This is a genomic window from Cellulosimicrobium protaetiae (assembly GCF_009708005.2).
Classification (GTDB): Bacteria; Actinomycetota; Actinomycetes; order Actinomycetales; family Cellulomonadaceae; genus Cellulosimicrobium; species Cellulosimicrobium protaetiae.
Map to the genome: position 1 here is coordinate 1,354,693 of NZ_CP052757.1, position 22,793 is coordinate 1,377,485.

The 22,793-nt window shown below is 75.7% G+C and carries 18 protein-coding genes; 15 read left to right on the forward strand and 3 right to left on the reverse strand.

Annotated features, from left to right (window positions below; translation table 11 throughout):
* The first annotated feature begins 7 nt into the window (after positions 1-7).
* Both FIC82_RS05825 and FIC82_RS05830 read left to right on the forward strand, forming a co-directional pair.
* Positions 8-3,247, forward strand: a complete 3,240-nt coding sequence (locus tag FIC82_RS05825) for a cell wall-binding repeat-containing protein (protein ID WP_154797902.1) — start codon at positions 8-10, stop codon at positions 3,245-3,247.
* Positions 3,248-3,266: 19 nt separating this feature from the next.
* On the forward strand, positions 3,267-5,261 hold the full coding sequence (locus FIC82_RS05830; protein WP_154797903.1) for a cell wall-binding repeat-containing protein: 1,995 nt from the start codon (positions 3,267-3,269) through the stop codon (positions 5,259-5,261).
* Positions 5,262-5,331: 70 nt separating this feature from the next.
* On the opposite strand, the gene FIC82_RS05835 is transcribed toward FIC82_RS05830, so the two are convergent.
* Positions 5,332-5,835 (reverse strand): inorganic diphosphatase, encoded by a 504-nt coding sequence (locus FIC82_RS05835; protein WP_087469863.1) that lies wholly within the window; start codon positions 5,833-5,835, stop codon positions 5,332-5,334.
* Positions 5,836-5,994: 159 nt separating this feature from the next.
* Here FIC82_RS05835 and dacB point away from each other — a divergent pair, with 159 nt between their 5' ends.
* Positions 5,995-7,494, forward strand: coding sequence for a D-alanyl-D-alanine carboxypeptidase/D-alanyl-D-alanine endopeptidase (gene dacB, locus FIC82_RS05840; protein ID WP_336240348.1), 1,500 nt, complete (start codon positions 5,995-5,997; stop codon positions 7,492-7,494).
* A gap of 27 nt (positions 7,495-7,521) precedes the next feature.
* Here dacB and FIC82_RS05845 read toward each other — a convergent pair whose 3' ends face one another.
* Positions 7,522-7,944, reverse strand: coding sequence for a type II toxin-antitoxin system VapC family toxin (locus FIC82_RS05845; RefSeq protein WP_168731530.1), 423 nt, complete (start codon positions 7,942-7,944; stop codon positions 7,522-7,524).
* Positions 7,941-8,174 carry a type II toxin-antitoxin system VapB family antitoxin gene (gene vapB, locus FIC82_RS05850; protein WP_154797904.1) on the reverse strand — a complete coding sequence of 78 codons (234 nt, stop codon included), beginning with the start codon at positions 8,172-8,174 and terminating at the stop codon, positions 7,941-7,943. The genes FIC82_RS05845 and vapB overlap by 4 nt, the downstream gene beginning before the upstream one ends.
* An 82-nt stretch (positions 8,175-8,256) precedes the next feature.
* Between vapB and FIC82_RS05855 the strand changes: the two genes are divergently transcribed.
* From FIC82_RS05855 to panC, 12 genes are all read left to right on the forward strand, one after another.
* On the forward strand, positions 8,257-9,408 hold the full coding sequence (locus tag FIC82_RS05855) for a zinc-dependent metalloprotease (protein ID WP_168731531.1): 1,152 nt from the start codon (positions 8,257-8,259) through the stop codon (positions 9,406-9,408).
* Positions 9,409-9,412: 4 nt separating this feature from the next.
* On the forward strand, positions 9,413-10,567 hold the full coding sequence (gene tilS, locus FIC82_RS05860) for a tRNA lysidine(34) synthetase TilS (RefSeq protein WP_168731532.1): 1,155 nt from the start codon (positions 9,413-9,415) through the stop codon (positions 10,565-10,567).
* A gap of 5 nt (positions 10,568-10,572) precedes the next feature.
* Complete coding sequence (gene hpt, locus FIC82_RS05865) at positions 10,573-11,127, forward strand: hypoxanthine phosphoribosyltransferase (RefSeq protein ID WP_047233909.1); 555 nt, start codon at positions 10,573-10,575, stop codon at positions 11,125-11,127.
* Between the two features lie 201 nt (positions 11,128-11,328).
* On the forward strand, positions 11,329-13,431 hold the full coding sequence (gene ftsH / locus FIC82_RS05870) for an ATP-dependent zinc metalloprotease FtsH (RefSeq protein WP_154797906.1): 2,103 nt from the start codon (positions 11,329-11,331) through the stop codon (positions 13,429-13,431).
* Positions 13,431-14,096, forward strand: a complete 666-nt coding sequence (gene folE, locus FIC82_RS05875; RefSeq protein WP_253691514.1) for a GTP cyclohydrolase I FolE — start codon at positions 13,431-13,433, stop codon at positions 14,094-14,096. The genes ftsH and folE overlap by 1 nt, the downstream gene beginning before the upstream one ends.
* A gap of 64 nt (positions 14,097-14,160) precedes the next feature.
* Positions 14,161-15,042: a dihydropteroate synthase gene (folP, locus tag FIC82_RS05880; protein WP_154799890.1), complete on the forward strand. Its 882-nt coding sequence runs from the start codon at positions 14,161-14,163 to the stop codon at positions 15,040-15,042.
* A 131-nt stretch (positions 15,043-15,173) separates the two neighbouring features.
* On the forward strand, positions 15,174-17,843 hold the full coding sequence (gene folK / locus FIC82_RS05885; RefSeq protein ID WP_168731533.1) for a 2-amino-4-hydroxy-6-hydroxymethyldihydropteridine diphosphokinase: 2,670 nt from the start codon (positions 15,174-15,176) through the stop codon (positions 17,841-17,843).
* Entirely contained in the window at positions 17,843-18,352 is a 510-nt protein-coding gene (locus FIC82_RS05890; RefSeq protein ID WP_154797907.1) for a DUF3180 domain-containing protein, read from the forward strand. The genes folK and FIC82_RS05890 overlap by 1 nt, the downstream gene beginning before the upstream one ends.
* A 125-nt stretch (positions 18,353-18,477) precedes the next feature.
* The gene (locus tag FIC82_RS05895) at positions 18,478-18,996 is read left to right on the forward strand and encodes a PH domain-containing protein (RefSeq protein ID WP_154797908.1); all 519 of its coding nucleotides are present in this window, start codon (positions 18,478-18,480) and stop codon (positions 18,994-18,996) included.
* Entirely contained in the window at positions 18,993-20,714 is a 1,722-nt protein-coding gene (locus FIC82_RS05900) for a PH domain-containing protein (protein ID WP_168731534.1), read from the forward strand. The genes FIC82_RS05895 and FIC82_RS05900 overlap by 4 nt, the downstream gene beginning before the upstream one ends.
* Positions 20,711-21,730 (forward strand): Rossmann-like and DUF2520 domain-containing protein, encoded by a 1,020-nt coding sequence (locus FIC82_RS05905; RefSeq protein WP_168731535.1) that lies wholly within the window; start codon positions 20,711-20,713, stop codon positions 21,728-21,730. The genes FIC82_RS05900 and FIC82_RS05905 overlap by 4 nt, the downstream gene beginning before the upstream one ends.
* Positions 21,727-22,746, forward strand: a complete 1,020-nt coding sequence (gene panC, locus FIC82_RS05910; protein WP_154797909.1) for a pantoate--beta-alanine ligase — start codon at positions 21,727-21,729, stop codon at positions 22,744-22,746. The genes FIC82_RS05905 and panC overlap by 4 nt, the downstream gene beginning before the upstream one ends.
* The last annotated feature ends 47 nt before the right edge of the window (positions 22,747-22,793 follow it).

Below are 22,793 nucleotides of genomic sequence, written 5' to 3' on the forward strand. Positions count from 1 at the left end.
GGGATCCGTGAGCACTGCTGCGCACGAGCACACCGACCGATCGAGCGCACCGGGGTCACGGACCCGCATCCGGCGGCGGGTGCGACTGACGGCCCTCGCGACGGCCGCTCTCGTCGCGGTCGGGATCGTGCCGGGTCCGGCGACAGTGGTCGCCGCGGCCGAGCCCACGGAGGTCGTGGCGGTCCCGACGGTCCCCGGAGGACGCATCCAAGCATGGGGCGACCCGGAGCGACGGACGGCGGGCGAGCTCGACGTCCCGCCGCTCCCCGAGGGGCTGGACTACGTGGACGCGGCCGTCGGGCACGGGTTCGGCCTCGCGCTGCGCAGCGACGGCCAGGCGGTGTCGTTCGGCGCCTACAGAGGTTCGCCCGTCACGGTCCCGGCGCTGCCGGACGGTGTCCGGTACGCGGCGGTGGGAGCGGGGGAGCACGGCATCGCGTACTTCCTGACGACCGCTGGTGAGGTCGTCGTGGTCGGCGCGGGGCCGGACGGGGCAGGAGAGGACGCCGTCCCGCCCCTGCCGAGTGGCGTCTGGTACACGGAGGTCGCCGCCGCCTACAGGAAGTTCGCCGCGCTGCGCAGCGACGGGACGATCGCAGCCTGGGGAGACGGCTCGACGGAGGTCCCGGCGCTGCCGGACGGGCTGCGCTACGTCGACCTCGTGGCGGGTGAGTACCACTTCCTCGCGCTGCGCTCCGACGGGCGCGTCGTCTCCTGGGGGACCCGCTCCTGCGGCGAGGGCGACCTGCCGGTGTCGGCGTCGACCCCGTACGTGGCTCTCTCGGCGGGGATGGACTCGTCCTTCGCGCTCCGCTCCGACGGCTCGCTCGTGCGGCGCGGATGCGGTGCTTCCGTCGTCCAGGACGGCCCCGTGCTCGACCCGGGTGAGCGCTCCGTCGCCGTCACGGCCACGTACCGCCACGGCTTCGTCGTCACGGACCAGGGCAGGCTGCTCTCGTGGGGTACGCCGCTCTACGGGTACTCCGTCCCCGAGCGTCCGGCGGGCGAGTCGCCCGTGGTCGACGTCGCGGCGCAGGCCTGGGGACTGGCGGCTGCCGAGAGCCTCGTCCTGACGCTGACCGCTCCGGAGCCCGCGACCGTGCCGGACGCCCCGGTACCGGACGAGCTTCGCCCCGGTGCTGCGGGCGTCGTCGTGTGGGGAGCGCGGCCCGAGGGGGAGCTCCCGCCGCCGCTGCCGACGGGCGTCCGCTACACCGGCGTGAGCGTCGGACCGGAGCAGGTCGTCCTGGTCCGCTCGGACGGCGGGGCGGAGGGATACGGCGACGACGCGGCAGGCGGGAGCAGCATCAGGGTCCCGACGCGGAGCCGCGTCGTGGACGTCTCCGCCGGAACGACGCACGCCGCGTTCATCACGGTGCGTCCGGGTGGACCCCCGGAGACCTACCTCTCCTTCCGCGGACACGGAAGCGATCAGGTGATGGCCGACGACGTCGCGGTCGAAGCGGGGGACGGCGTCTCGCTGCTGCTGTCGAGCGGGGGGGCGACGGACAAGGGAGCCGTGTTCGTCCACGGCTCGTCCGCGTCCTCCTGGCTCCCGCTCCCGGAGCAGCCGGACCGGGTCCCGACGGTGGACGTGTCGCTCGGCACCCGGCACGCGCTCCTGGCGCGGGCCGACGGGACCGTCGCCGGGTGGGGAGACCCGGTGGACGGCGCCACTGCCGCGCAAGCGCCGCCGACGGACCAGAAGTTCCTCCAGGTCGCCGCGGGCGACGGGTTCTCCCTCGCGCTGCTGTCGGACGGTGCGATCGTGGGCTGGGGCAGGAACACCCACGGGCAGGCCACGCCGCCCATGCCACCGCCGGGGGAGCGGTTCGTCGCCGTGGACGCCGGGCGCGACCACGCCGTCGCTCTCGCCTCCGACGGCTCGGTGGTCGCCTGGGGTCGTGACGACGCGGGTCAGGCATCCGTCGAGGGCGCGCCGGCAGGCACTCGGTTCTCCGCGGTGTCCGCGGGCGGCGACACGACGGCCGCCATCGTCGGTGAGCAGGCAGAGGTGGAGCTGTCGGCACCCTCGCGCTGGCCGGCGGACGACCCGATCCCGCTGGCCGCCGACGTGCGTGCGGGTGGAGCCGCTGCGGAGGGCGAGGTGGCTTTCGTCGTCGACGGCCGGACCGTCGCCGTAGCGCCGCTGCGCGACGGGACCGCCGTCGTGCGGGCCTGGCCGGGGGCGACCGAGGCCCAGGGACGCTCCGTGCAGGCCGTCTATCTCGGGGCACCCGGGGTCGCGCCGCTCTCGGTGACAGCAGGCGTCGCCGTCGGGGCGCGTTCCGCGTCGCCGTCGGGAACGTCGTCGACCTCCTCCGTCGACCGCCTGCAGGGGAAGGATCGCTACGCGACGGCGGTAGCGGCGACGAACGGGCTCGACCCGGACATCCCCGTGCTGTACCTCGCATCGGGGGAGACGTTCGCCGACGCTCTCTCCGCCGCGCCAGCAGCCGCAGCGGGTGGCGGGGCGCTCCTGCTGACGCGTCGCGATGCGATCCCCGCCGAGGTCGAGGCGGAGATCCGGAGACTCGCGCCGCGACGGATCGTCCTCGTCGGCGGGACCGGTGCCGTGTCCGAGGCAGTCGAGACCCGGACGAGGACGCTCGCGCCCGTCGTCTGGCGTGCCTCGGGACGGGATCGGTACAAGACGTCGCTACGGGTCGCCGAGCACGCCTTCGGGACGCAGGTCGGTGGTGCGGTCGTCGCGGACGGAAGGTCGTTCCCCGACGCGTTGGCGGCCGGGGCGGCGGCCGGGGCGGCGGGGGTCCCGGTGATCCTCGTCCCCGGGAACTCGACGACCCTCGACCCCCTCGTCGGGCAGGCGCTCCGGACGCACGGTGTCCGGGGAGTGACCGTCGTCGGCGGCTCGGGCGCCGTGAGCCCGTCGCTGGAGCGAGACCTCCGCCAGGTTCCCGGAGTCGTCGGGACGGAGCGCCTGGGCGGACCGGATCGCTACGCTACGGCGGTGGCGATCAACGACGCGTACTTCGGCAGCTGGCACGACCAGCGTGTCTGGTCGCCCCCGGCCGCCAATCTCGCGACGGGCTCCGACTTCCCCGACGCCCTCGCCGGCGCGGCGGCCGCCGGTCTCCGGCGCGAGCCGCTGTACGTCGTGCCCTCCGCCTGCGTGCCGGGCAGGACGCTGGACGCCCTCCGCGACACCGAGGTGCCGCTCGTGCGCCTGCTCGGGGGGACGGGCGTGCTGTCGCCCGCCGTGGCCGCGCTGGAGCCGTGCGCGTGAGCGGCCGTCGGTCCGGCCCATGGCGGATGGGTGCGGTGCTCACCGTGACGGCGCTTCTCGTGTCTCTGCTCGCTGCGCCGTCGACGGGCACGACGCCGGTCCCCCGGCGGTCGCGGCCCAGCAGCCCGCGACCGTCGCGGTCGACCGGCTGGCAGGTGCTGACCGCTACGAGACGGCTCTGCGCGTCTCGCAGCAGCACGCCCCGGGCGTGCCGGTCGTCTACGTGGCGAGCGGCCTCTCGTATGCCGACGCGCTCAGCGCGGCGCCGGCCGCAGCCTACCGAGGCGGCCCGCTGCTGCTGACACCTCCTGGGCAGGCGCCCGGCAGCGTCGTGGAGGAGGTGCGCCGGCTTCGCCCAGGACGGATCGTCATCGTTGGGGGGTACGGCGCCGTGACGCAGCACGTCCAGCTGCAGCTCGACGGGATCGCGCCGATCGACCGGGTGTCCGGCCGGGATCGCTACGAGACGTCTCGAGCCGTCGTCTTCGACGCCTTCGGGGCGGCGATCTCCGATCCTGGCTACTCCCGCGTCGCGTTCCTCGCGACGGGGCGAGGGTTCGCGGACGCGCTCTCTGCCGCTGCGGTCGCAGGGGCGAACGGCGGGTTCGTGCTCCTCGTGGACGGTGACGCGCCTCTGACCGACGCCGCAGAGGGCGTGCTCGACGGCAACCACGTGACCAGGGTCGTCCTGGTGAGGGGCACCGGGGTGCTGAGCCAGGCGATCGAGGACGAGCTCTTGCTGAAGCGCTACGGGGCCGTCGGTAGGGTCGGGGGCAAGAACCGCTACGAGACCTCAGCCCTGCTCGGCACGTGGGGCTTTGCCGAGGCCCCGCGCGCCTACGTCGCGACCGGCACGGAGTTCGCCGACGCGCTGAGCGGTGCGGTGCACGCCGGGGCCGCCGACGCGCCCCTCCTCGTCACGCCACCCACGTGCCTGAGCGGTCCGGTCGTCGGGTCACTGCGGACGCTCGGCACGTCACGGCTCACACTGCTCGGCGGGAAGGGTGCGCTCGGGCCTCCCGTCGAGCGCCTCGAGCAGTGCGGGAGCGGGCGAGCGGTCCTCGATCCTCGTGCGGGTGCCGTCCCGTCGCCCCGGATCCCCACGATCGTGGAGCGCTACTCCCTCGGTGACCGCTACTCCGACGCCGTCGCGGTCTCCCGTAGGTACTTCCCCCACGGCGCCCGCGTCGTCCACGTGGTCGGAGAGCGACCGACCGCGGCCGCTCTCAGCGCGCCGGCGGCTGCCGCGGCGTACCCGGGCCCGCTCTTCGCCGTCCCGCGCGACTCCCTCCCCGCGGTCGTCCGGGACGAGATCGTGCGGCTCGGCGCGTCGCACGTCGTCGTCGTGGGCGGGACGGACGAGGTCTCCGACGCCGTGCTGAACGAGCTTCGAGCGCTCGTCTGGGGCGCGCGGCGTGTGTCAGGGCCGGACCCGGAGGCTGCGTCCCTCGCGGTGGCCAGCTCGGTGGGGCTCTCCGATCGGGTGGTCCTCGCGTCGGTCGACGCGCCGGGCGACGCTCTGGTGGCCTCTGCCCTCGCCGGGATCGAGGGCCGAGCCCGCTCGTTGTCGGTCCCGGTGATCCTGGTCGACGGGTCCGCACGGACCGCGCGCGGGGAGCTCGTCGATCGTCTGCGCACGGCCACCACGCGCTCGATCGTCGTCGTCGGCGACGAGGAGGCGATCGGGCAGGCCTTCCTCGACGACCTCACGGCGCGCACCAGTGCCACCGTCGAGCGCCGGATCACAGGTCGGGACGTCCACGAGACCTCGTTGACCGCGGTGGAGCCTCACCTGGGAGACATCATCGGGGTGCCGACCGCGTCGGCGGACGCGCTGCCCGCCCTGACCGCGGGCATGCATCTGGGCGCGAGCGTCGTCGTCCTGCCTTCCGACTGCGTCCCTCGTCGTCTGGGCTCCGCCTACGAGACGCTGGGCGACGGGGGCGTGCTCCGGTTGCACGGCGACGCGTCGCTCCTCGGGCCTGGGGTGGCGGCGCTCCTCCCCTGCCCGTGACCGACGACGACGGCCGCCCACCTCGTGCGAGGTGGGCGGCCGTCGTCGTGCTGGGTCCTGCGACCGGGCGTCAGTGGCCCGGCGTGTGGTACCCGGAGTCGATGGCGCGCTGCAGGGAGCGCTCGATCTCGGCCTCGGCGTCCGTGCGGCCGACCCAGTGGGCGCCCTCGACGGACTTGCCGGGCTCGAGGTCCTTGTAGACCTCGAAGAAGTGCTGGATCTCCAGGCGGTGGAAGTCGGAGACGTCGTCGATGTCCTGGCGCCACGCGGCGCGCTGGTCGCCCGTCGGGACGCACAGGACCTTGTCGTCGCCGCCGGCCTCGTCGCGCATGCGGAACATGCCGAGCGCGCGGCAGCGGATCAGGCAGCCGGGGAACGTGGGCTCCTCGAGCAGGACGAGCGCGTCCAGCGGGTCGCCGTCCTCACCGAGCGTCCCCTCGATGAACCCGTAGTCGTCGGGGTACCGCGTCGAGGTGAAGAGCATGCGGTCGAGGCGGATGCGACCGGTCGCGTGGTCCACCTCGTACTTGTTGCGCTGCCCCTTGGGGATCTCGATCGTGACGTCGAACTCCACTGCTTCCTCCAGTCGTACCGGCACCGCGACGCTCGGGCGGTGGCTGGGTCTGTGGACGACGGACCACGCCGTCGTGCGGGAACTAGTGTGACACGAGCCGTCCGCGCGAGAGGGTTCCCACAGGCCCCCCGAGCAGGCGGGCTGAGTGATAATGCGCACGTGCCCGCGCCCGACGTCCCGGTGGAGGCACCGGTACCTGCCGGTGCCGAGCAGGCGCGCGCGGAAGCGCCGGACCGGAGGAGACGCATGGGCTGGGGTGCGCGCGCGGGCGTGGCCGCCGGCGTCGTGCTCGTCCTCGCGGGCGGGTACGTCGTGGCGGACGCGTACGACGTCGTGCCCGGCGTCCTCACGACCGCGGAGCCGTACCCGGAACCGAACCCGTTCCCCGAGGCGCCGGGCGCCGTCGCGGCACCCCCGCTCGAGGTCGGGCTGCCGACCCTCGACGACGCGGCCCCGGTCCCGGCGGCCGGGAGCGTGCAGGCGCTGGCCGACGCGCTCGCGGCCGACACCCGGCTCGGCCCGCGCGTCGGCGTCCTGGTGACCGATGCCGCGACGGGCGACGTGCTGGGGGCGAGCGGCGACACCGTGGGCCACGTCCCGGCGTCGACGCTCAAGACGCTCACCGCGGCGGCGGCGCTCGCGTCGCCGGGCGCGCACGCGACCCTCCCGACGCGCGCGCTCCTGGAAGGGCAGGAGACCGTGTACCTCGTGGGGGGCGGCGACATGATGCTCGCCGCCGGCGCCGGCGACCCGACGGCGGTCAACGGCCGGGCAGGCCTCGGGGACCTCGCGGCGCAGGTCGCGGGGGAGCTGAGGCTCACGGGCCGGACGACGATCTCGCTCCGCCTCGACGACACCCTCTTCACCGGCGCGGCCGTCGCGCCGACGGTGGATCCGGCGAGCGTGCGCAACGGCTACGTCGCGCCCGTCGCCGCGCTCGCCGTCGACATCGCACGGCTCGAGGACGAGGAGTACGCGCCGCGTGCCGAGGACCCGGCGATGGCCGCCGCCGACGCGTTCGTCGCCGCCCTCGCCGAGCAGGGGGTCACGGTGACGGGAGACGTGGTCCGCGCCACGCCGGAGGGCGAGACCCGCACGGTGGGCACGGTGGAGTCCGCACCGTTGAGCGAGGTCGTGGCCTACCTGCTGCAGCACTCCGACAACACCATCACCGAGGTCGTGGGTCGTGTCGTCGCGATCGACGCGGGTCTCCCCGGCTCGGCGGCGGGCGCGGCGCAGGCCGTCCGGTCGGCGGTCGAGGGTCTCGGGGTCGACCTCACGGGCGCGGCGCTCGCGGACCTGTCGGGCCTCGGCGACGGCTCGGTCCTCACGCCCGCGCAGCTCGACGAGGTCGTCGGCCTGCTCGCCGACCCGGCCCACCCGCAGCTGCGACCCGGCGCGATCGGGCTGCCGGTCGCCGGGCTGTCCGGGACGTTGGGCGAGCGCTACCTCGACAACGCGGGCCGCGGCGTCGTACGGGCCAAGACCGGCAGCCTGCCGAACGTCACGTCGCTCGCGGGCACGGTCGTCACGGCCGACGACCGCCTCCTCGTGTTCTCCCTCATGGCCGACGCCGTCCCGGACGGCGGCACGTACGGGGCGCGCCTCATCTTCGACGACTTCGTCGCGTCCCTTGCGGAGTGCGGCTGCACATCCTGACCGCCGTTCGGCTCCGGGGGCTACGACTCAGGGCTCACGCGACGCTCCCGTGAGCCAGTCCTCGACCTCGAGGCCGGGAACGCGAGAGAACTCGCGGAGGTTGTTCGTCACCATGACGAGGCCGAGCGACCGGGCGTGCCCGGCGAGGAGGGCGTCGTAGGGCCCGATGGGCGTGCCGCGGGCGGCGAGGAGAGCGCGGACGCGGCCGGCGTGCATCGCCGCGAGCCCGTCGAAGGGGAGCACGTCCACGAGCGAGAGCAGGTCGTCGACGGCCTGGCGGTTGCGGTGCGGGTCGTCCGATCTCTCGATGCCGTACTCGAGCTCCATCTCGCTCACGGTCGAGACAGCGACTCGCCCCTCCGCTTCCCGAAGCCTCGGTCGCGCCGCCGCGCCGCTCCCGCGCAGCAGCGCGACGAGGACGTTCGTGTCCAGCAGGTAGAGCGTGCTCACAGGGCGCCGCGCTCCTCGGCGGTCCCCTGGTCGCGGTCGGGAAGGAAGTCGGCGGCGACGCGGAGACCGTGGTCGAACCACTCGTCCCACCCGGATCCTGCCGGCGTGATGACCCGGGACCTGCCGACGGCCCGGACGTCGACCTCGCGGACGTCGTCGGGTAGCGCGACCGCCTTGGGCAGGCGGACGGCCTGCGTCCGGTTGCTACGGAACACCGTCGTGCGAACCATCGGCGAGCCTCCTCGGTCGTATATCCCAGAAGTATATACCCACCCCTCACGCGCCCCCTCGGTCCCGGGATACGGTGAGACGGTGACACTCGTCGAGCAGGACGGCCGTTCGGACGGTGACCCGTCGCGCGGTGACGCGATCGTCGACTGGTCCGCCGCCGCGCAGATCGCGGGTCGGCTCGCGCGTCCCGGCCCGCAGGCGTCGCGCGACGAGCTCGCCGACCTGGTCGAAGGGCTGCGCACGGCTGCCGAGGCCGCCGTGCCGCACGTGCTCGACGTGACGCGCATGACCCCCGCGGGCGGGCCGTCGAACGGGCCGACGACCGGGCTCGGCACCGTGTACGTCGTGGACCGCGCGCGCTGGGCGCGTGCCAACACCGAGATCATGGCGTCGCTCACCGACGGCGTGACCGACGCCCTCGTCGGCGAGCAAGGGCGCGTCCCGCAGGCGACGGCGCTCGTCGGGGCCGCCCAGGTCGGGTCGGTCCTCGCGGTCCTGTCCAGCCGCGTCCTCGGGCAGTTCGACCCCTACAGCGGGCTCGGCGCGCCCTCGGGCGGGAGCCCCGGTTCGCCCGGTCGCCTGGTGCTCGTGGCGCCCAACGTCCTGCAGGTCGAGCGCGCGCTCGACCTGCGTCCCGCCGACTTCCGCCTCTGGGTCTGCCTGCACGAGCAGACGCACGCGCTGCAGTTCGCCGCCGCGCCCTGGCTCGCCGACCACCTGCGCGGGCGGGCGAGCGCGCTCCTCACCGAGCTCTCCGCGTCGTCGCGTCGGCTCGCCGAGGCGCGGCTGCGCGAGAAGCTCGCCACCGTGGGCCGCGCCGTCCTGCACGCCGTGCGCGGCGAGGACGGGACCTTCGTCGACGGTCTCCTCACGCCCGAGGAGCAGGACCGTCTCGCCGACGTCACGGCCGTCATGGCGCTGCTGGAGGGTCACGCCGACGTCGCGATGGATGCCGTCGGGCCGCGCACCGTCCGCACGGTGCGCAGCATCCGCCGCAAGTTCGAGGCGCGGCGCGACGGCGAGGGGCGCTCCGGGTTCGACGTCGTGCTCCGACGCGTGCTCGGCATGGACGCCAAGATCGCCCAGTACCGCGACGGCGCGGCCTTCGTCCGCGCGGTCGAGAAGGAGGTCGGGCGCGACGGCTTCAACGCCGTGTGGGCGTCGCCCGAGAACCTGCCGACCGCCCGTGAGATCGCCGACGCGCGCGCCTGGGTGCGCCGCGTCCACGGCTGATCCGGTGGGCGGGCCGGCACCCGTCGTCGCGGCCGCCCGCCGGGCCGTGCGCGGCGCGCTCGGGGACCTGGACCGCGGGGCCCTCGTGCTCGTCGCGTGCTCGGGCGGCGCGGACTCGACGGCGCTCGCGGCCGCCACGGCGTTCGCCGCGCCACGGCTCGGGCTCAGCGCGGGCGCCGTCGTCGTGGACCACGGCCTCCAGGAGGGCAGCGCCGGTGTCGCTGCGGACGCCGCGGAGCGCTGCCGCGGGCTCGGGCTCGACCCGGTGGAGGTGCGCCGCGTCGTCGTGCCGGCGTCCGGCGACGGTCCGGAGGCCGACGCGCGCGCGGCCCGGTACGCCGCGCTGGACGCCGCCGCGGCCGAGCGCGGCGCGGCCGCGGTCCTCCTCGGTCACACGCTCGACGACCAGGCGGAGACGGTGCTGCTCGGGCTCGCCCGCGGGGCGGGCGCACGATCCCTCGCGGGGATGGCGGACCGTCGCGGCGTCTACCGCCGTCCTTTCCTCGGGCTGCGGCGCACGCAGGCCGAGGCCGTCTGCCGGACGCTCGGGCTCGTGTGGTGGGACGACCCCACGAACGTCGTGCCGGCACCCGGCACAGGCCCGGGGGCGTCCCGCGGCGACACGGCACCACCGCTGCGCTCGCAGGTGCGCGGCCGTGTCGTGCCCGCGCTGGTCGACGTGCTCGGGCCGGGAGCGGTGCCGGCGCTCGCGCGCACGGCCGACCTCCTGCGCGACGACGCCGACCTGCTCGACGCGCTCGCTGCGGACCTCCTCGCGACGGCACTCGCGTCGGCACTCGTGGCGTCCCCGGACGACGGCGAGGGCGGCCCGGTCGGCGGGCCCGCGGCGTCGGGCGCCGAGAGCGTGGTGCTCGACACCGGTGTCCTCGCTGCCGCGCACCCGGCCCTGCGCCGTCGGACCCTGCGGTCCGCGGCGCTGCGCGCGGGCTGCCCGGCGAGCGACCTCTTCGCCGTGCACGTCGACGCGCTCGACGCGCTCGTCACCGCCTGGCGCGGGCAGGGACCCGCGCACCTGCCGGGCGACCTGAGGGCGTGGCGCGCGTGTGGCAGGCTTTCCCTGGGCGCGGGGACGACGCCCCCGCGCAGCCTCCCCCCACGAGCCCGCACCACCCCCACCACCCCCACAGCTCAGGAGTGACCCCCGTGGAAGCATCGGACGTCGCAGGCGACCTCGAGAACATCCTGCTCACCGAGGAGCAGCTCGGCGCGCGGCTCGACGAGATCGCGGCGCAGATCGACCGCGACTACGCGGGCAAGGACCTCCTGCTCGTCGGCGTCCTCAAGGGCGCCGTCATGGTCATGGCGGACCTCGCGCGCCGCCTGCACAGCCACGTCGAGATGGACTGGATGGCCGTCTCGTCGTACGGGTCGGGCACCAAGTCCTCGGGCGTCGTGCGGATCCTCAAGGACCTCGACGCCGACCTCACGGGCCGCAACGTGCTCATCGTCGAGGACATCATCGACTCCGGGCTCACGCTCTCGTGGCTCCTGTCGAACCTGCGCTCGCGCGGACCGGCGTCGGTCGAGATCGCGGCGATGCTGCGCAAGCCCGACGCCGCGAAGACCGACGTCGACGTGCGGTACGTCGGGTTCGACATCCCCAACGAGTTCGTCGTGGGCTACGGCCTCGACTACGCGGAGAAGTACCGCAACCTGCCGTTCGTCGGGACGCTCGCGCCGCACGTGTACTCGAGCTGAGCGGGGGAGCGGGGCGCCCCTCGCCGCGGTGGCGCGGCGGCGTCCCGCGTCCGGACGCCGCGGCGTCCGCGCCCAGGGGACGTGGGCCACGCCCTGGGCGAACAGGGGCGTGATCCCCAGCAGGCGTCAAGGTCCAGAGTGTAGTTTCGAGCCCGAACACTTGCGCGAGCGGAGGGATCCGGGGCGCACGCCCCGTCGCCGATGAACATCAAGAAGATTCTCAGTGGGCCGATCGTCTGGATCGTCCTGGGCCTCGTGATCCTCTGGATCGCGTTCGCGACGTTGTCGCGCCCGACCGTCCAGCGCATCGACACGTCCCAGGGCCTCGAGCTGCTCTCGGGCGACACGGTCGAGCAGGCCCTCATCGTGGACGGCGACCAGCGCGTGCGTCTCACGCTGTCCGACGACTACGTCGTCGACGAGGGCACGGACACCGAGGAGAACAAGGGCAAGAACGTCGAGTTCTACTACGTCCAGCCGCAGGGCGAGGCCGTGGTGGACGCAGTCGTCGCTGCGGAGCCCGAGGACGGGTACAACTCCGAGGTCGCGCAGCCGTCGTTCTGGTCCTCGCTGCTCGGCCTGCTCATCCCGTTCCTCATCATCGGCGTGCTGTTCTGGTTCCTGCTGTCGCGCATGCAGGGCGGCGGCTCGCGCGTCATGGGCTTCGGCAAGTCGCGCGCCAAGCTCGTCTCGAAGGACACCCCCCAGGTGACGTTCGCTGACGTCGCCGGTGCGGACGAGGCGGTCGAGGAGCTCCACGAGATCAAGGAGTTCCTCGCGGAGCCGGACAAGTTCCAGGCCGTCGGCGCGAAGATCCCCAAGGGCGTGCTGCTCTACGGCCCGCCCGGGACCGGCAAGACGCTGCTCGCGCGCGCCGTCGCCGGCGAGGCGGGCGTGCCGTTCTACTCGATCTCCGGCTCGGACTTCGTCGAGATGTTCGTGGGTGTCGGCGCGAGCCGCGTCCGCGACCTGTTCACCCAGGCCAAGGAGAACTCGCCCGCGATCATCTTCGTCGACGAGATCGACGCCGTCGGCCGTCACCGCGGCGCGGGCATGGGCGGCGGTCACGACGAGCGCGAGCAGACGCTCAACCAGCTCCTGGTCGAGATGGACGGCTTCGACGTCAAGACGAACGTCATCCTCATCGCGGCGACCAACCGCCCCGACATCCTCGACCCGGCGCTCCTGCGCCCGGGCCGCTTCGACCGTCAGGTCGCCGTCGAGGCGCCCGACCTCAAGGGCCGCGAGGCGATCCTGCGCGTGCACGCGGCGGGCAAGCCGATCGTCCCCGAGATCGACCTCGCCGCGGTCGCGCGCCGCACCCCGGGCTTCACCGGCGCCGACCTCGCGAACGTGCTCAACGAGGCCGCCCTGCTCACCGCGCGCAGCGGTGCGCAGCTCATCGACGACCGCGCGCTCGACGAGGCGATCGACCGCGTCGTGGCAGGCCCGCAGAAGCGCACGCGCGTCATGAACGTCAAGGAGCAGAAGATCACGGCGTACCACGAGGGCGGCCACGCCCTCGTCGCCGCCGCGATGCGCTACACGGACCCCGTCACCAAGGTGACGATCCTGCCGCGCGGCCGCGCCCTCGGGTACACGATGGTCATGCCGACCGAGGACAAGTACTCCACGACGCGCAACGAGCTGCTCGACCAGCTCGCCTACGCCATGGGCGGGCGCGTCGCCGAGGAGCTCGTCTTCCACGACCCGACCACGGGCGCCTCGAACGACATCGAGAAGGCCACGGCGATCGCCAAGAAGATGGTCACCGAGTACGGCATGAGCGAGCGCGTCGGCGCGATCAAGCTCGGCACCGGCTCGGGCGAGCCGTTCATGGGCCGCGACATGGGCCACACGCGCGACTACTCCGAGTCCGTCGCGGGCACCGTGGACCACGAGGTGCGCAAGCTCGTCGAGGCCGCGCACGACGAGGCGTGGCAGGTGCTCACCCAGTACCGCGACGTGCTCGACGCGCTCGTCCTCGAGCTCCTCGAGAAGGAGACGCTCAACCAGGCCGAGCTCGCGCGCGTCTTCGCGCCCGTCGTCAAGCGCGACGCGCGTGACGTGTGGCTCTCGAGCGAGCAGCGCGCCGTCTCGCAGCGCGGGCCCGTCCTCACCGACGCCGAGAAGGCGGCGCAGAACGGCGCCCCGGTGATCCCGCAGGACGAGGCCGCCGCCGCGAACGACGAGCTGCCGCCCGAGCGCATCGGCGAGGTCCCCGCGGAGAGCCCGCTCGACCGCGCGCTGGGCCGCGACGGCACCGCCGACGTGACCGACGTGCGCGAGCCGGGGCAGGACTGATGGACACCTCCACGGGGACGTCGGCGGGTAGCGACGCCGCGGCGGGCGCCATCACGCGGGCCCGCTCGGCCGAGGACCTGCGCGCGCCGGCGGACGTGCCGCCGTACGACCAGGAGCGGGCCGAGGCCGCCGTCCGCGAGCTGCTGCTCGCGGTGGGGGAGGACCCGGACCGCGAGGGCCTGCGGGACACACCGGCCCGCGTGGCGCGCGCGTACCGCGAGATCTTCGCGGGCCTGCGCCAGGAGGCGGCGGACGTCCTCACGACGACCTTCGACCTCGGCCACGAGGAGATGGTGCTCGTCAAGGACATCGAGGTGTACTCGACGTGCGAGCACCACCTCGTGCCGTTCCACGGCGTCGCGCACATCGGCTACATCCCCAACGTCGACGGTCGCATCACCGGCCTGTCGAAGCTCGCGCGCCTCGTCGAGGTCTACGCTCGCCGCCCGCAGGTCCAGGAGCGGCTCACGTCGCAGATCGCGGACGCGCTCGTGGAGCACCTGCAGCCGCGCGGCGCGATCGTCGTCGTCGAGTGCGAGCACCTGTGCATGTCGATGCGCGGCGTGCGCAAGCCCGGCTCGCGCACGGTGACGTCGGCGGTGCGCGGCCAGATGCGCGACGGCGCGACCCGGGCCGAGGCGATGAGCCTCATCCTGGGGCGCTAGCCTCGTGGACCGCTTCGTGGTCGCCGGGCTCGAGGAGCTGGCCGACGTCGGCCGCACGCTCGTCATGGGCGTCGTCAACGTCACGCCCGACTCGTTCTCCGACGGCGGCGAGTGGTTCGAGCCCGACGCCGCCGTCGCGCACGGGCGCGAGCTGCTCGGCGAGGGCGCGGACATCCTCGACGTGGGCGGCGAGTCGACCCGCCCCGGCGCGGGCCGCGTCCCCGTCGAGGCGGAGCTCGCGCGCGTGCTGCCCGTGATCTCCGCGCTCGCGGCCGAGGGGGCGGTGGTCAGCGTCGACACGACGCGCGCCGTCGTCGCCGAGCGCGCGGTCGCGGCGGGCGCGCGGATCGTCAACGACGTCTCCGGCGGGCTCGCGGACCCGGCGATGGCCGACGTCGTGGCGCGCACCGGTGTCGCGTACGTCTGCATGCACTGGCGCGGCCACGCCGACGTCATGGACGACCTCGAGGAGTACGACGACGTCGTCACGGACGTGCGCGACGAGCTCGCCGCGCGCGTCGAGACGCTGTTCGCGGCCGGGGTGCGTCGCGACCAGCTCGTCCTCGACCCGGGCCTCGGGTTCTCCAAGGCAGGGTCGTCCAACTGGCCCCTGCTCGCGCGGCTCGGCGAGCTCGAGGCGCTCGGCCTCCCGGTGCTCGTCGGAGCGTCCCGCAAGCGGTTCCTGGGGCACCTCCTCGCGAGGTCCGACGGGCAGCCCGTGCCGCCCCTGCTGCGCGACGACGCGACCGCGGCGATCACGACGCTCGCCGCCGCCTCCGGCGCGTGGTGCGTCCGGGTCCACGCCGTCCGGGCGTCGGCGGACGCCGTGCGCGTCGCCGCCGCGTGGGAGAGGGGCCGCGACCGCGCCGTCGCCGCCGGGGCCGACGAGGGGGCGCACGACCGACCGGCTGCCGGGAACGACTCGACGGCGCGGCCCACGACCTAGCAGGATGGGCGACGGGCCCCGCGGCGCGGCCGGCCCGGCGCAGCACGACACACGCAACGAGACACGGTGACGAGAGGTCGGCCCGCCCCGCACGGCGGGCGGCCCCCCGGAGCACCGGACGGGAGCACGACGTGACCACAGCGTTCGCAGGAGCGGTCCTCGACGCGGACGGACGGCCGTTCGACCGGATCCGGCTCACGGGCCTGAGCGCCACGGGGCACCACGGGGTCTACGACCACGAGAAGGAGCAGGGCCAGCTCTTCCGCGCCGACGTCGTGCTCCACCTCGACACGCGCGCCGCGGCGAGCGGGGACGACCTCGCCCAGACCGTGAGCTACGCGGGGGTCGCCGAGGACGTGGTCGCGGTGCTCGCGGGCTCGCCCGCCGACCTCGTCGAGACGGTCGCCGAGCGCATCGCCGCGACGATCCTCACGCACGACGAGGTCGTCGCGGTCGACGTGGCGGTGCACAAGCCGCAGGCGCCGATCACGGTCCCGTTCGAGGACGTCGAGGTCGTCATCCGCCGCGACCGCGTCGTCGTGCCGGTCGTCGGACCGCTCGCCCGCCGCTCCGAGCAGCACGGCCTGCGGGACGTGCAGGCTGTGGGACCCATCCCCGTCGGGTCGGTCGCCCCGGCGCTCATCCACGGCGTCGGGGAGACCCCGGTCGCCGAGGACCGGGTGGAGCTGGCCCCGGCGCCCGACGTCATGCCGCCGAGCATCCCCCCGGGCACGACGTCGGTCGGCGCCACCGTCCCGCCGCCCGCGGAGGGGGACTCTCACACGCACGACGTGTCGGGCGGGACGGTCCTCGACGACGCGCTCGACGGGGCCCGCGAGGCGCCCGGTGCGGACGAGCCGACCGCGCCGGTCCGCGACGTGCCGCTCCCCGCGGCCCTCGAGGAGGAACCGACCGGCACCCTCCCGCCCGCCGAGGAGCCGCGCCCGGCGCCGTACGACGCGCTGCTCGAGTCCGCGGCGCCTCCGGCCCCGGGCGCCCCGGCCCCGGAGGCGCTGCCGGGCGCGGCGGGTGCGCAGTTGCCGACACCCGCGCCGGTGCCGACACCCGCCGAGCCGACCGCGCCCGAGCTCCCGGACGCGGGGCGCGCCGTCGAGCCCCCGGCGGAGCAGGGCCCGGAGCCGGTCCTCGAGCCCGCGCCGGTCGACGTGCCCGTGCCGCCGGTCGAGCAGCCGGCCGAGCTGCCGGTCGACGCCCCCGCACCCCTCGCGGCGCCGCCGCAGGACGTCACCGCCCCAGCCGCGACGTCCGAGGGGCCCGACGCGTCGGGCGCCGCCGACGGGTCGACGCCCACGCCGCCCGCCGAGCACGACCGGATGGACGACGTGCCCGCCGGGTTCGTCGAGGTGGTCCTCGCCCTGGGCGCGAACCTCGGCGACGCCCAGCAGACCTTGCGCGACGCGATCACCGACCTCGACCGGATCTCCGGGCTCGAGATCACCGAGGTCTCGCCGCTCGCGCGGACGGAGGCGGTCGGCGGCCCGGACCAGCCCGACTTCCTCAACACCGTCCTGCTCGCGCGCACGCGGCTCTCGGCCCGCGACCTCCTGCACGCGTGCCAGGCCGTCGAGAACGCCCACGGGCGGGTGCGCGACGAGCGCTGGGGCCCCCGGACCCTCGACGTCGACCTCGTCGTGTACGGCACGCTCACGGCCGTCGCCGACGACCTGGAGCTGCCCCACCCCCGTGCGCACGAGCGGGCCTTCGTGCTCGAGCCCTGGTCGCAGATCGACCCGGACGCCGTGCTGCCCGGTCTCGGGGGCGGACCGGTCGCCGCGCTCGCGGCGACCGCACCCGACCGGGGCGGCATCCGCTGGCTCGCCCTCGACTGGCTCACGGACGCCGCTCCGGAGCCTGCCGGCGCAGGACCCGCCGTGACGGACGGCGCCGACCAGGCCCATCCAGCGCCGGTCGCCGTGCCCGTGCCGGATCCGACCCCTGGACCCGCGCCCGCGCCGCCGCCCGCCCCGGCCACGGCACCCGACCCGGAGGGCCTCGACGACCCGTACCGGCAGCGGGGTCCGGAGGCGTTCGTGCCTCAGGCCCCGCCGGTGCCTCCCGAGACGGCGCCCGGCTCTCGGGCCCCGGAGCCCGTCGGCCTGGCGCAGCCCGGCCCGCAGCCTCCCGCGGCGCCCTCGTCGGCACCTCATCGGGCGCTGCCGCAGCCGTTCCCGCAATCGCCCCCGCAGGCGCTCCCGCAGCCGGGTGCCGAGCACGCCGAGCCGGGGTCGCAGGCGCCCGCGCCCGGCACCGCGCTCCCGGTCGCCCCACCGCAGACGACCGTCCTGCCGCAGCAACCCGGCGCGCCCGTCGTGGCCCCCGCGGCGGAGACGTACCCGGCCCGACCGGTCTTCGCACCCGTGTCGCAGGGCCTGGCGCCCGCCGCCGACAGGGCGCCGGCGGCGGCTGAGGGCGCGCCGGGATCCTTCGACGAGCTGGTCGCGCCGGGCTCAGCACCGTTCCCCGGGGCGACGCACCGGCCGACGGTGCAGCCCGCACCCGAGCCCTCGGCCCCGGAGGACGCGCAGACCACCGAGCGTGGTGGCGGGGCGTTCCCGGTGTTCGCCCCGGTCCGCGTCACGGAGCCCGCACCCGTCGCGCCTGCCGCGGCGGCGGACGCCGACGGGATCATCCGGTCGGTGCCGTTCGCCCCGGCCCCGGGCGGCGCCCCCACTGAGGCGTCGGCCCCCGGCCCGCTCGCCGACTCCGCGCTGCACCCGGCCACCGACCCGTGGCCGCCGTTCGGCCCGGTCTCGGGCAGCGGGCAGGACTCCGCGCGCTGATGCGGCGCACGTCGGTCCGCACCCTGGTGCTCGTCGCGGTCGCCACGGCGGTCGTGGGCTGGTTCGTCGTGCGGCTCCTCCAGGGGCGCGGGACGCACCTTCCCCCGGTGCCGTGGGTCGTCGACGTGGCGGTCGTCGCGCTCGCGGCGGGAGTCTTCTGGGCGGGGTGGACCGTGCGCGCCTACCAGCGGGGCAAGCGCCCCTCGCTCGACGCGATCCGGGCAGCACGCACGTTCGTCCTCGCCAAGGCCGCCGCGCTGACGGGTGCGCTCCTCGTCGGGTGGTACGGGGCGCAGGTGCTCGTCGCGCTCCCCGACCTCTCGATCGAGGCGCAGCGCGACCGCGCCGTGGCGGCGGGGATCGCGGTCGCCTGCGCGGTCGTGCTGGCCGTCGTCGGCGTCGTGGCCGAGCGGTTCTGCCAGCTCCCGCCCGACGACCGCGGCGAGGGGCGCGAGGGCGCGACGACGCGCGAGGACCCGGAGACCCCGGGAGCGAGCACGCCCGCCTGAGGCCGCCCCACGGTTCCCCGCCGGGCGCCGTCCCGCGGTGCCCCGCCGGGCGACGGCTCGCGCACGCGGCCGTGACGCACGACACGTGACCCGGGCGCACCGGGACGGGATGGGAGAATCGACGCATGACCGACCCTGCACGGGACGCCGCTCCCCGCGGCACCGGCCCCTTCGACCCGCCCGGCATCGAGTGGACACGCGTGTCGCCCCGGCTGATCACCGCCCGCCTGCTCTCGGTGGGCATCACGCTCGCCGTGCCCGCCGTCGCGGTGATCGTGCTCGCGATCCTCTTCCCGCACTGGTGGCAGGGGCTCGTGCTGGGCGTGCTCGCACTCCTCGGGCTGTGGGCGGTCCTCCTCGTCCCGCGCCAGGTGCGGGCGATCGGGTACGCGGAGCGCGACGACGACCTGCTCATCCGCCAGGGCATCATGTTCCGCCAGCTCGTCGTGGTGCCCTACGGCCGCATGCAGTACGTCGACGTCCAGGCCGGGCCGCTCGCGCGCAAGCTCGGGATCGCGCAGGTCCAGCTCCACACGGCGTCGGCGTCCACCGACGCGACGATCGACGGCCTGGAGCCCGCCGAGGCGGAGCGTCTGCGCGACCGGCTCGCGTCGCGCGGCGAGTCGAGGCTGGCGGGCCTGTGAGCGAGGCTCCGGCCACCGACGACCTCGTGTGGCACCGGGTGCACCCGGTCACCCCGCTCGTGCGCGGCTGGACGGTCATCGCGGTCCTGCTCGTCGTCGTCGGGCAGCAGACGCTCAACGGCCTGCCCGAGGGGGAGAACCTCCTCGAGGGCAACCGCTGGTGGATGATCCTCCTCGGCATCCTCGCGGTCGGGCTCGTGGGGCTCGGGTACTCGGCGCTCGCGTGGCGCATGACGAGCTACGCGGTCGACGACGAGTCCGTCCACCTGCGCACCGGTGTGCTGTTCCGGCAGCAGCGCAAGGCGCGGCTGGACCGGCTCCAGGCGATCGACATCGTGCAGCCCCTCCTGGCGCGGTTCTTCGGCCTCGCGGAGCTCAAGCTCGAGGTTGCCGGGGGCGCGGACTCCGGCGTGAAGCTCGGGTTCCTCAAGGAGGCCGAGGCCAAGCGCCTGCGCAACGACCTCCTCGCGCGCGCCGCGGGGCTGCGGGTCGCTCGGGAGCGCCCGGCCGGCGCCCCGGCGGCGGGTCCGGTCGGGCTCGCGGACGGCTCGACACCGGCCGACGGCGCGGGCGGTGCGGAGCCGGGCGCCACGCCGGCGGGCGAGGACCTGCTCGTCGCGCCCGAGGCGCCCGAGCAGCCCGTCACCGCCGTCGGGCCGGGGCGGCTCGTCGCGTCGCTCGTGCGGTCCGGCGCGACGGTCGGGCTCGTGCTCGGGATCCTGGCGATCGCCGGGGTCGTGATCGGCACGCGGGAGATCAGCGTGCTGTTCAGCGCGCTGCCGGCGGTCCTCGGGTTCGGCGGGTACCTCTTCTCGCGGTTCACGGGCGAGTTCGGCTTCCGCTCGGCGATCTCGCCGGACGGCATCCGGCTGCGGCACGGCCTCCTGGAGACCCGGTCGCAGACCATCCCGCCCGGCCGCGTCCAGGCCGTCCGGCTGCGCCAGGGACCGTTCTGGCGCGGGCCGGACTGGTGGCGCGTGGACGTCAACGTCGCGGGCTACGGCGTGAGCACGGACGGGTCGGAGGCCAAGAGCGTCCTGCTGCCGGTGGGCACGCGCGACGAGGCGCTCGCCGCGCTCTGGCTCGTGCTGCCCGACCTGGGGACCGCGGACCCCCGTGGCCTCCTCGACGAGGGCCTGTCCGGCCTCGACGCCGGGGAGCACTTCACCGTGACCCCTCGCCGCGCGCGCCTGCTCGACCTCGTGTCGTGGCGGCGCAACGGCTTCACGGTCACCGACCGCGCGCTCGTGCTGCGCGGCGGGCGGGTGTTCCGCAGCCTCGTCGTCGTGCCGCACGAGCGCACGCAGTCGCTCGGCCTCGAGCAGGGTCCGTTGCAGCGCCGGTTCGACGTCGCGACGTTCGCGGTGCACTCGACGCCCGGCCCGGTCGCGCCGAAGGTCTGGCACCTCGACTCGGTCGACGCCGCGCGCCTCCTCGACACGCAGGCCGCGCGCGCCCGCGAGGCGCGTGCGCACGCGGGCCCGGAGCTGTGGATGCGCCGCGACGAGGTCCCCCTGGCGGCGGACGCCGTCCCCGCTGCGTCCGCCACCACAGCCAGCCCCACAGCCAGCCCCACAGCCAGCCCCGCGGCCACCACCGCAGTCCTCGCCGACGACCTCGTCGAGGACCCTGCCGCGGTCGGCACGGACGACGAGCCGGACCGTGGACCCGGAGCGGTGCCCGTCGACGGACGACCGGGGGACGGAGCGCAGCCGTGAGCACGGCGGTCGCGCGGCCCGGGCGCCTCGGGGTCGGCGTCGTCGGCGCGGGCCGGGTCGGCGCGGTGCTCGGCAGCGCGCTCCGCGCGACCGGTCACGCCGTCGTCGGGGCGAGCGGGGTGTCCGACGCGTCGCGCGAGCGCATCGAGACCCTCCTGCCCGGCGTGCCGGTGCTGGAGGTCCCGCAGGTCGTCGAGCGCGCGGAGCTCGTGCTCCTCGCCGTGCCCGACGACGCGCTGGGCGACCTGGTCCGCGGCCTCGCCGACGTGGGCGCCTGGCAGCCGGGGCAGATCGTCGTGCACACGTCCGGTCGCTACGGGACCGCGGTGCTCGACCCGGCGCGCAGCGCGGGCGCGATCCCGCTCGCGCTGCACCCCGCCATGACCTTCACGGGCACGTCGCTCGACCTCGCACGGCTCGAGGGCACGACGTTCGCCGTCACGGCGCCGGGGCCGGTCCTGCCGATCGGGCAGGCGCTCGTCGTGGAGCTCGGCGGTGAGCCCGTCGTCGTGGCCGAGGAGTCCCGCGGGCTCTACCACGCGGCGCTCGCGCACGGCGCGAACCACCTCGTCGTGCTCGTCGCGCAGGCGGCGCAGGCGCTCGAGGCCGCGGGCGTCGACCAGCCGGGCCGCGCGCTCGCCCCGCTGCTCGCCGCCGCGCTCGACGGCGCGACCCGCGGCGCGGACGCGGGCGCCGGATCGGGCACGGGGGCGGGCGCCGGCGCGCTCCTCGGCCTCACCGGCCCCGTGGTGCGCGGCGACGTCGGCACGGTCCGCGAGCACCTCGCCGCTCTGGACGCGCTCGCCGCGACGAGCGACGCGGCCGACGTGCCGCCGTCGTACCGGGCGCTGAGCCGCGCCGCGACCCACCGCGCCCTCGCGGGCGGACGCCTCGACGAGCGGGCGGCCCGGGCGCTCCTCGACGCGCTCGTCGCGGAACCCGCCGACGGGCCGGACGCTCGGCCCGACGCCCGGCCCGACGCACAGCCCCACGACCCGCACGAAGGAACGGTATGACCACCACCCCTCACCCGGACGCCGCGGCCGCGCCGACGGCCGCCCCGGCCGGGACGCCCCGCGTCGTCGCAACCCGGGCCGGCCTCCGCGGCGCGCTCGACGCCTGGTCGGCCGCGCACCCGGGCGGGCGCCGCGCCGTCGTCATGACGATGGGCGCGCTGCACGCCGGGCACCTCGAGCTCGTGCGCCGCGCTCGTGCCGAGGTCGGCCCGGACGGGCAGGTCGTCGTCACCGACTTCGTCAACCCGCTCCAGTTCGGTCCCGACGAGGACTTCGAGCGCTACCCGCGCGACGTCGCGGCGGACTTCGCGCTGCTCGCCGCCGCGGGCGAGGACGTCGCGGTGGACGTCGTGTTCGCCCCGGACGTGCCCGAGCTGTACCCCGACCTCGGGTCGTCGGCCGGTGGGGGTGGCCCGATCGTCCGCGTCACCTCGGGCCGGATCGGCACCGTGCTGGAGGGCGCGTCGCGGCCCGGGCACTTCGACGGCGTCCTCACCGTCGTGCTCAAGCTGCTCCACCTCGTGCGGCCCGACGTGGCGGTCTTCGGGGCCAAGGACGCGCAGCAGCTGCTCGCGATCCGGCGCCTGGTCGCCGACCTCGACGTGGACGTGGAGATCCTCGCCGTCCCGACGGTGCGCGAGGCGGACGGGCTCGCGCGCTCGTCGCGCAACGCCTACCTGTCGCCCGCCGAGCGGGACCGGGCGCTCGCCCTGAGCCGGGCGCTGCGCGCGGGCGCCGACGCCGCCGCCGCGGGTGCCGACGCGCCGGGCGTGCTCGCCGCCGCGCGGGGAATCCTGGACGCCGCCGACGGCGTTGACCTGGATTACGTGGTGCTCGTCGATCCCGCTACCGTGGAGGACCTGGCGCCCGGCGCCGTCGGCCCCGGGCTCCTCCTGGTCGCGGCACGCGTGGGCACCACCCGTCTCATCGACAACGCGGCCGTCGAGATCGCGCCGCCCGCGACCCGGGCCGCCGACCGCGACGGCCGTGCCCCCGCACCTGGAGGTACCGCGTGACCGCGCAGACCCCGTCGAGCCCGCCGCGCCGTCCGGCGTCCCTGCAG

What these genes read in the sequence shown, in the direction of transcription:
- FIC82_RS05830 (WP_154797903.1), top strand. Translation starts at nt 3,267, where the DNA reads ATGGCGGATGGGTGCGGTGCTCACCGTGACGGCGCTTCTCGTGTCTCT.
- vapB (WP_154797904.1), bottom strand. Translation starts at nt 8,174, where the DNA reads ATGGTTCGCACGACGGTGTTCCGTAGCAACCGGACGCAGGCCGTCCGC.
- ftsH (WP_154797906.1), top strand. Translation starts at nt 11,329, where the DNA reads ATGAACATCAAGAAGATTCTCAGTGGGCCGATCGTCTGGATCGTCCTG.
- folE (WP_253691514.1), top strand. Translation starts at nt 13,431, where the DNA reads ATGGACACCTCCACGGGGACGTCGGCGGGTAGCGACGCCGCGGCGGGC.
- folP (WP_154799890.1), top strand. Translation starts at nt 14,161, where the DNA reads ATGGGCGTCGTCAACGTCACGCCCGACTCGTTCTCCGACGGCGGCGAG.
- FIC82_RS05890 (WP_154797907.1), top strand. Translation starts at nt 17,843, where the DNA reads ATGCGGCGCACGTCGGTCCGCACCCTGGTGCTCGTCGCGGTCGCCACG.
- FIC82_RS05895 (WP_154797908.1), top strand. Translation starts at nt 18,478, where the DNA reads ATGACCGACCCTGCACGGGACGCCGCTCCCCGCGGCACCGGCCCCTTC.
- panC (WP_154797909.1), top strand. Translation starts at nt 21,727, where the DNA reads ATGACCACCACCCCTCACCCGGACGCCGCGGCCGCGCCGACGGCCGCC.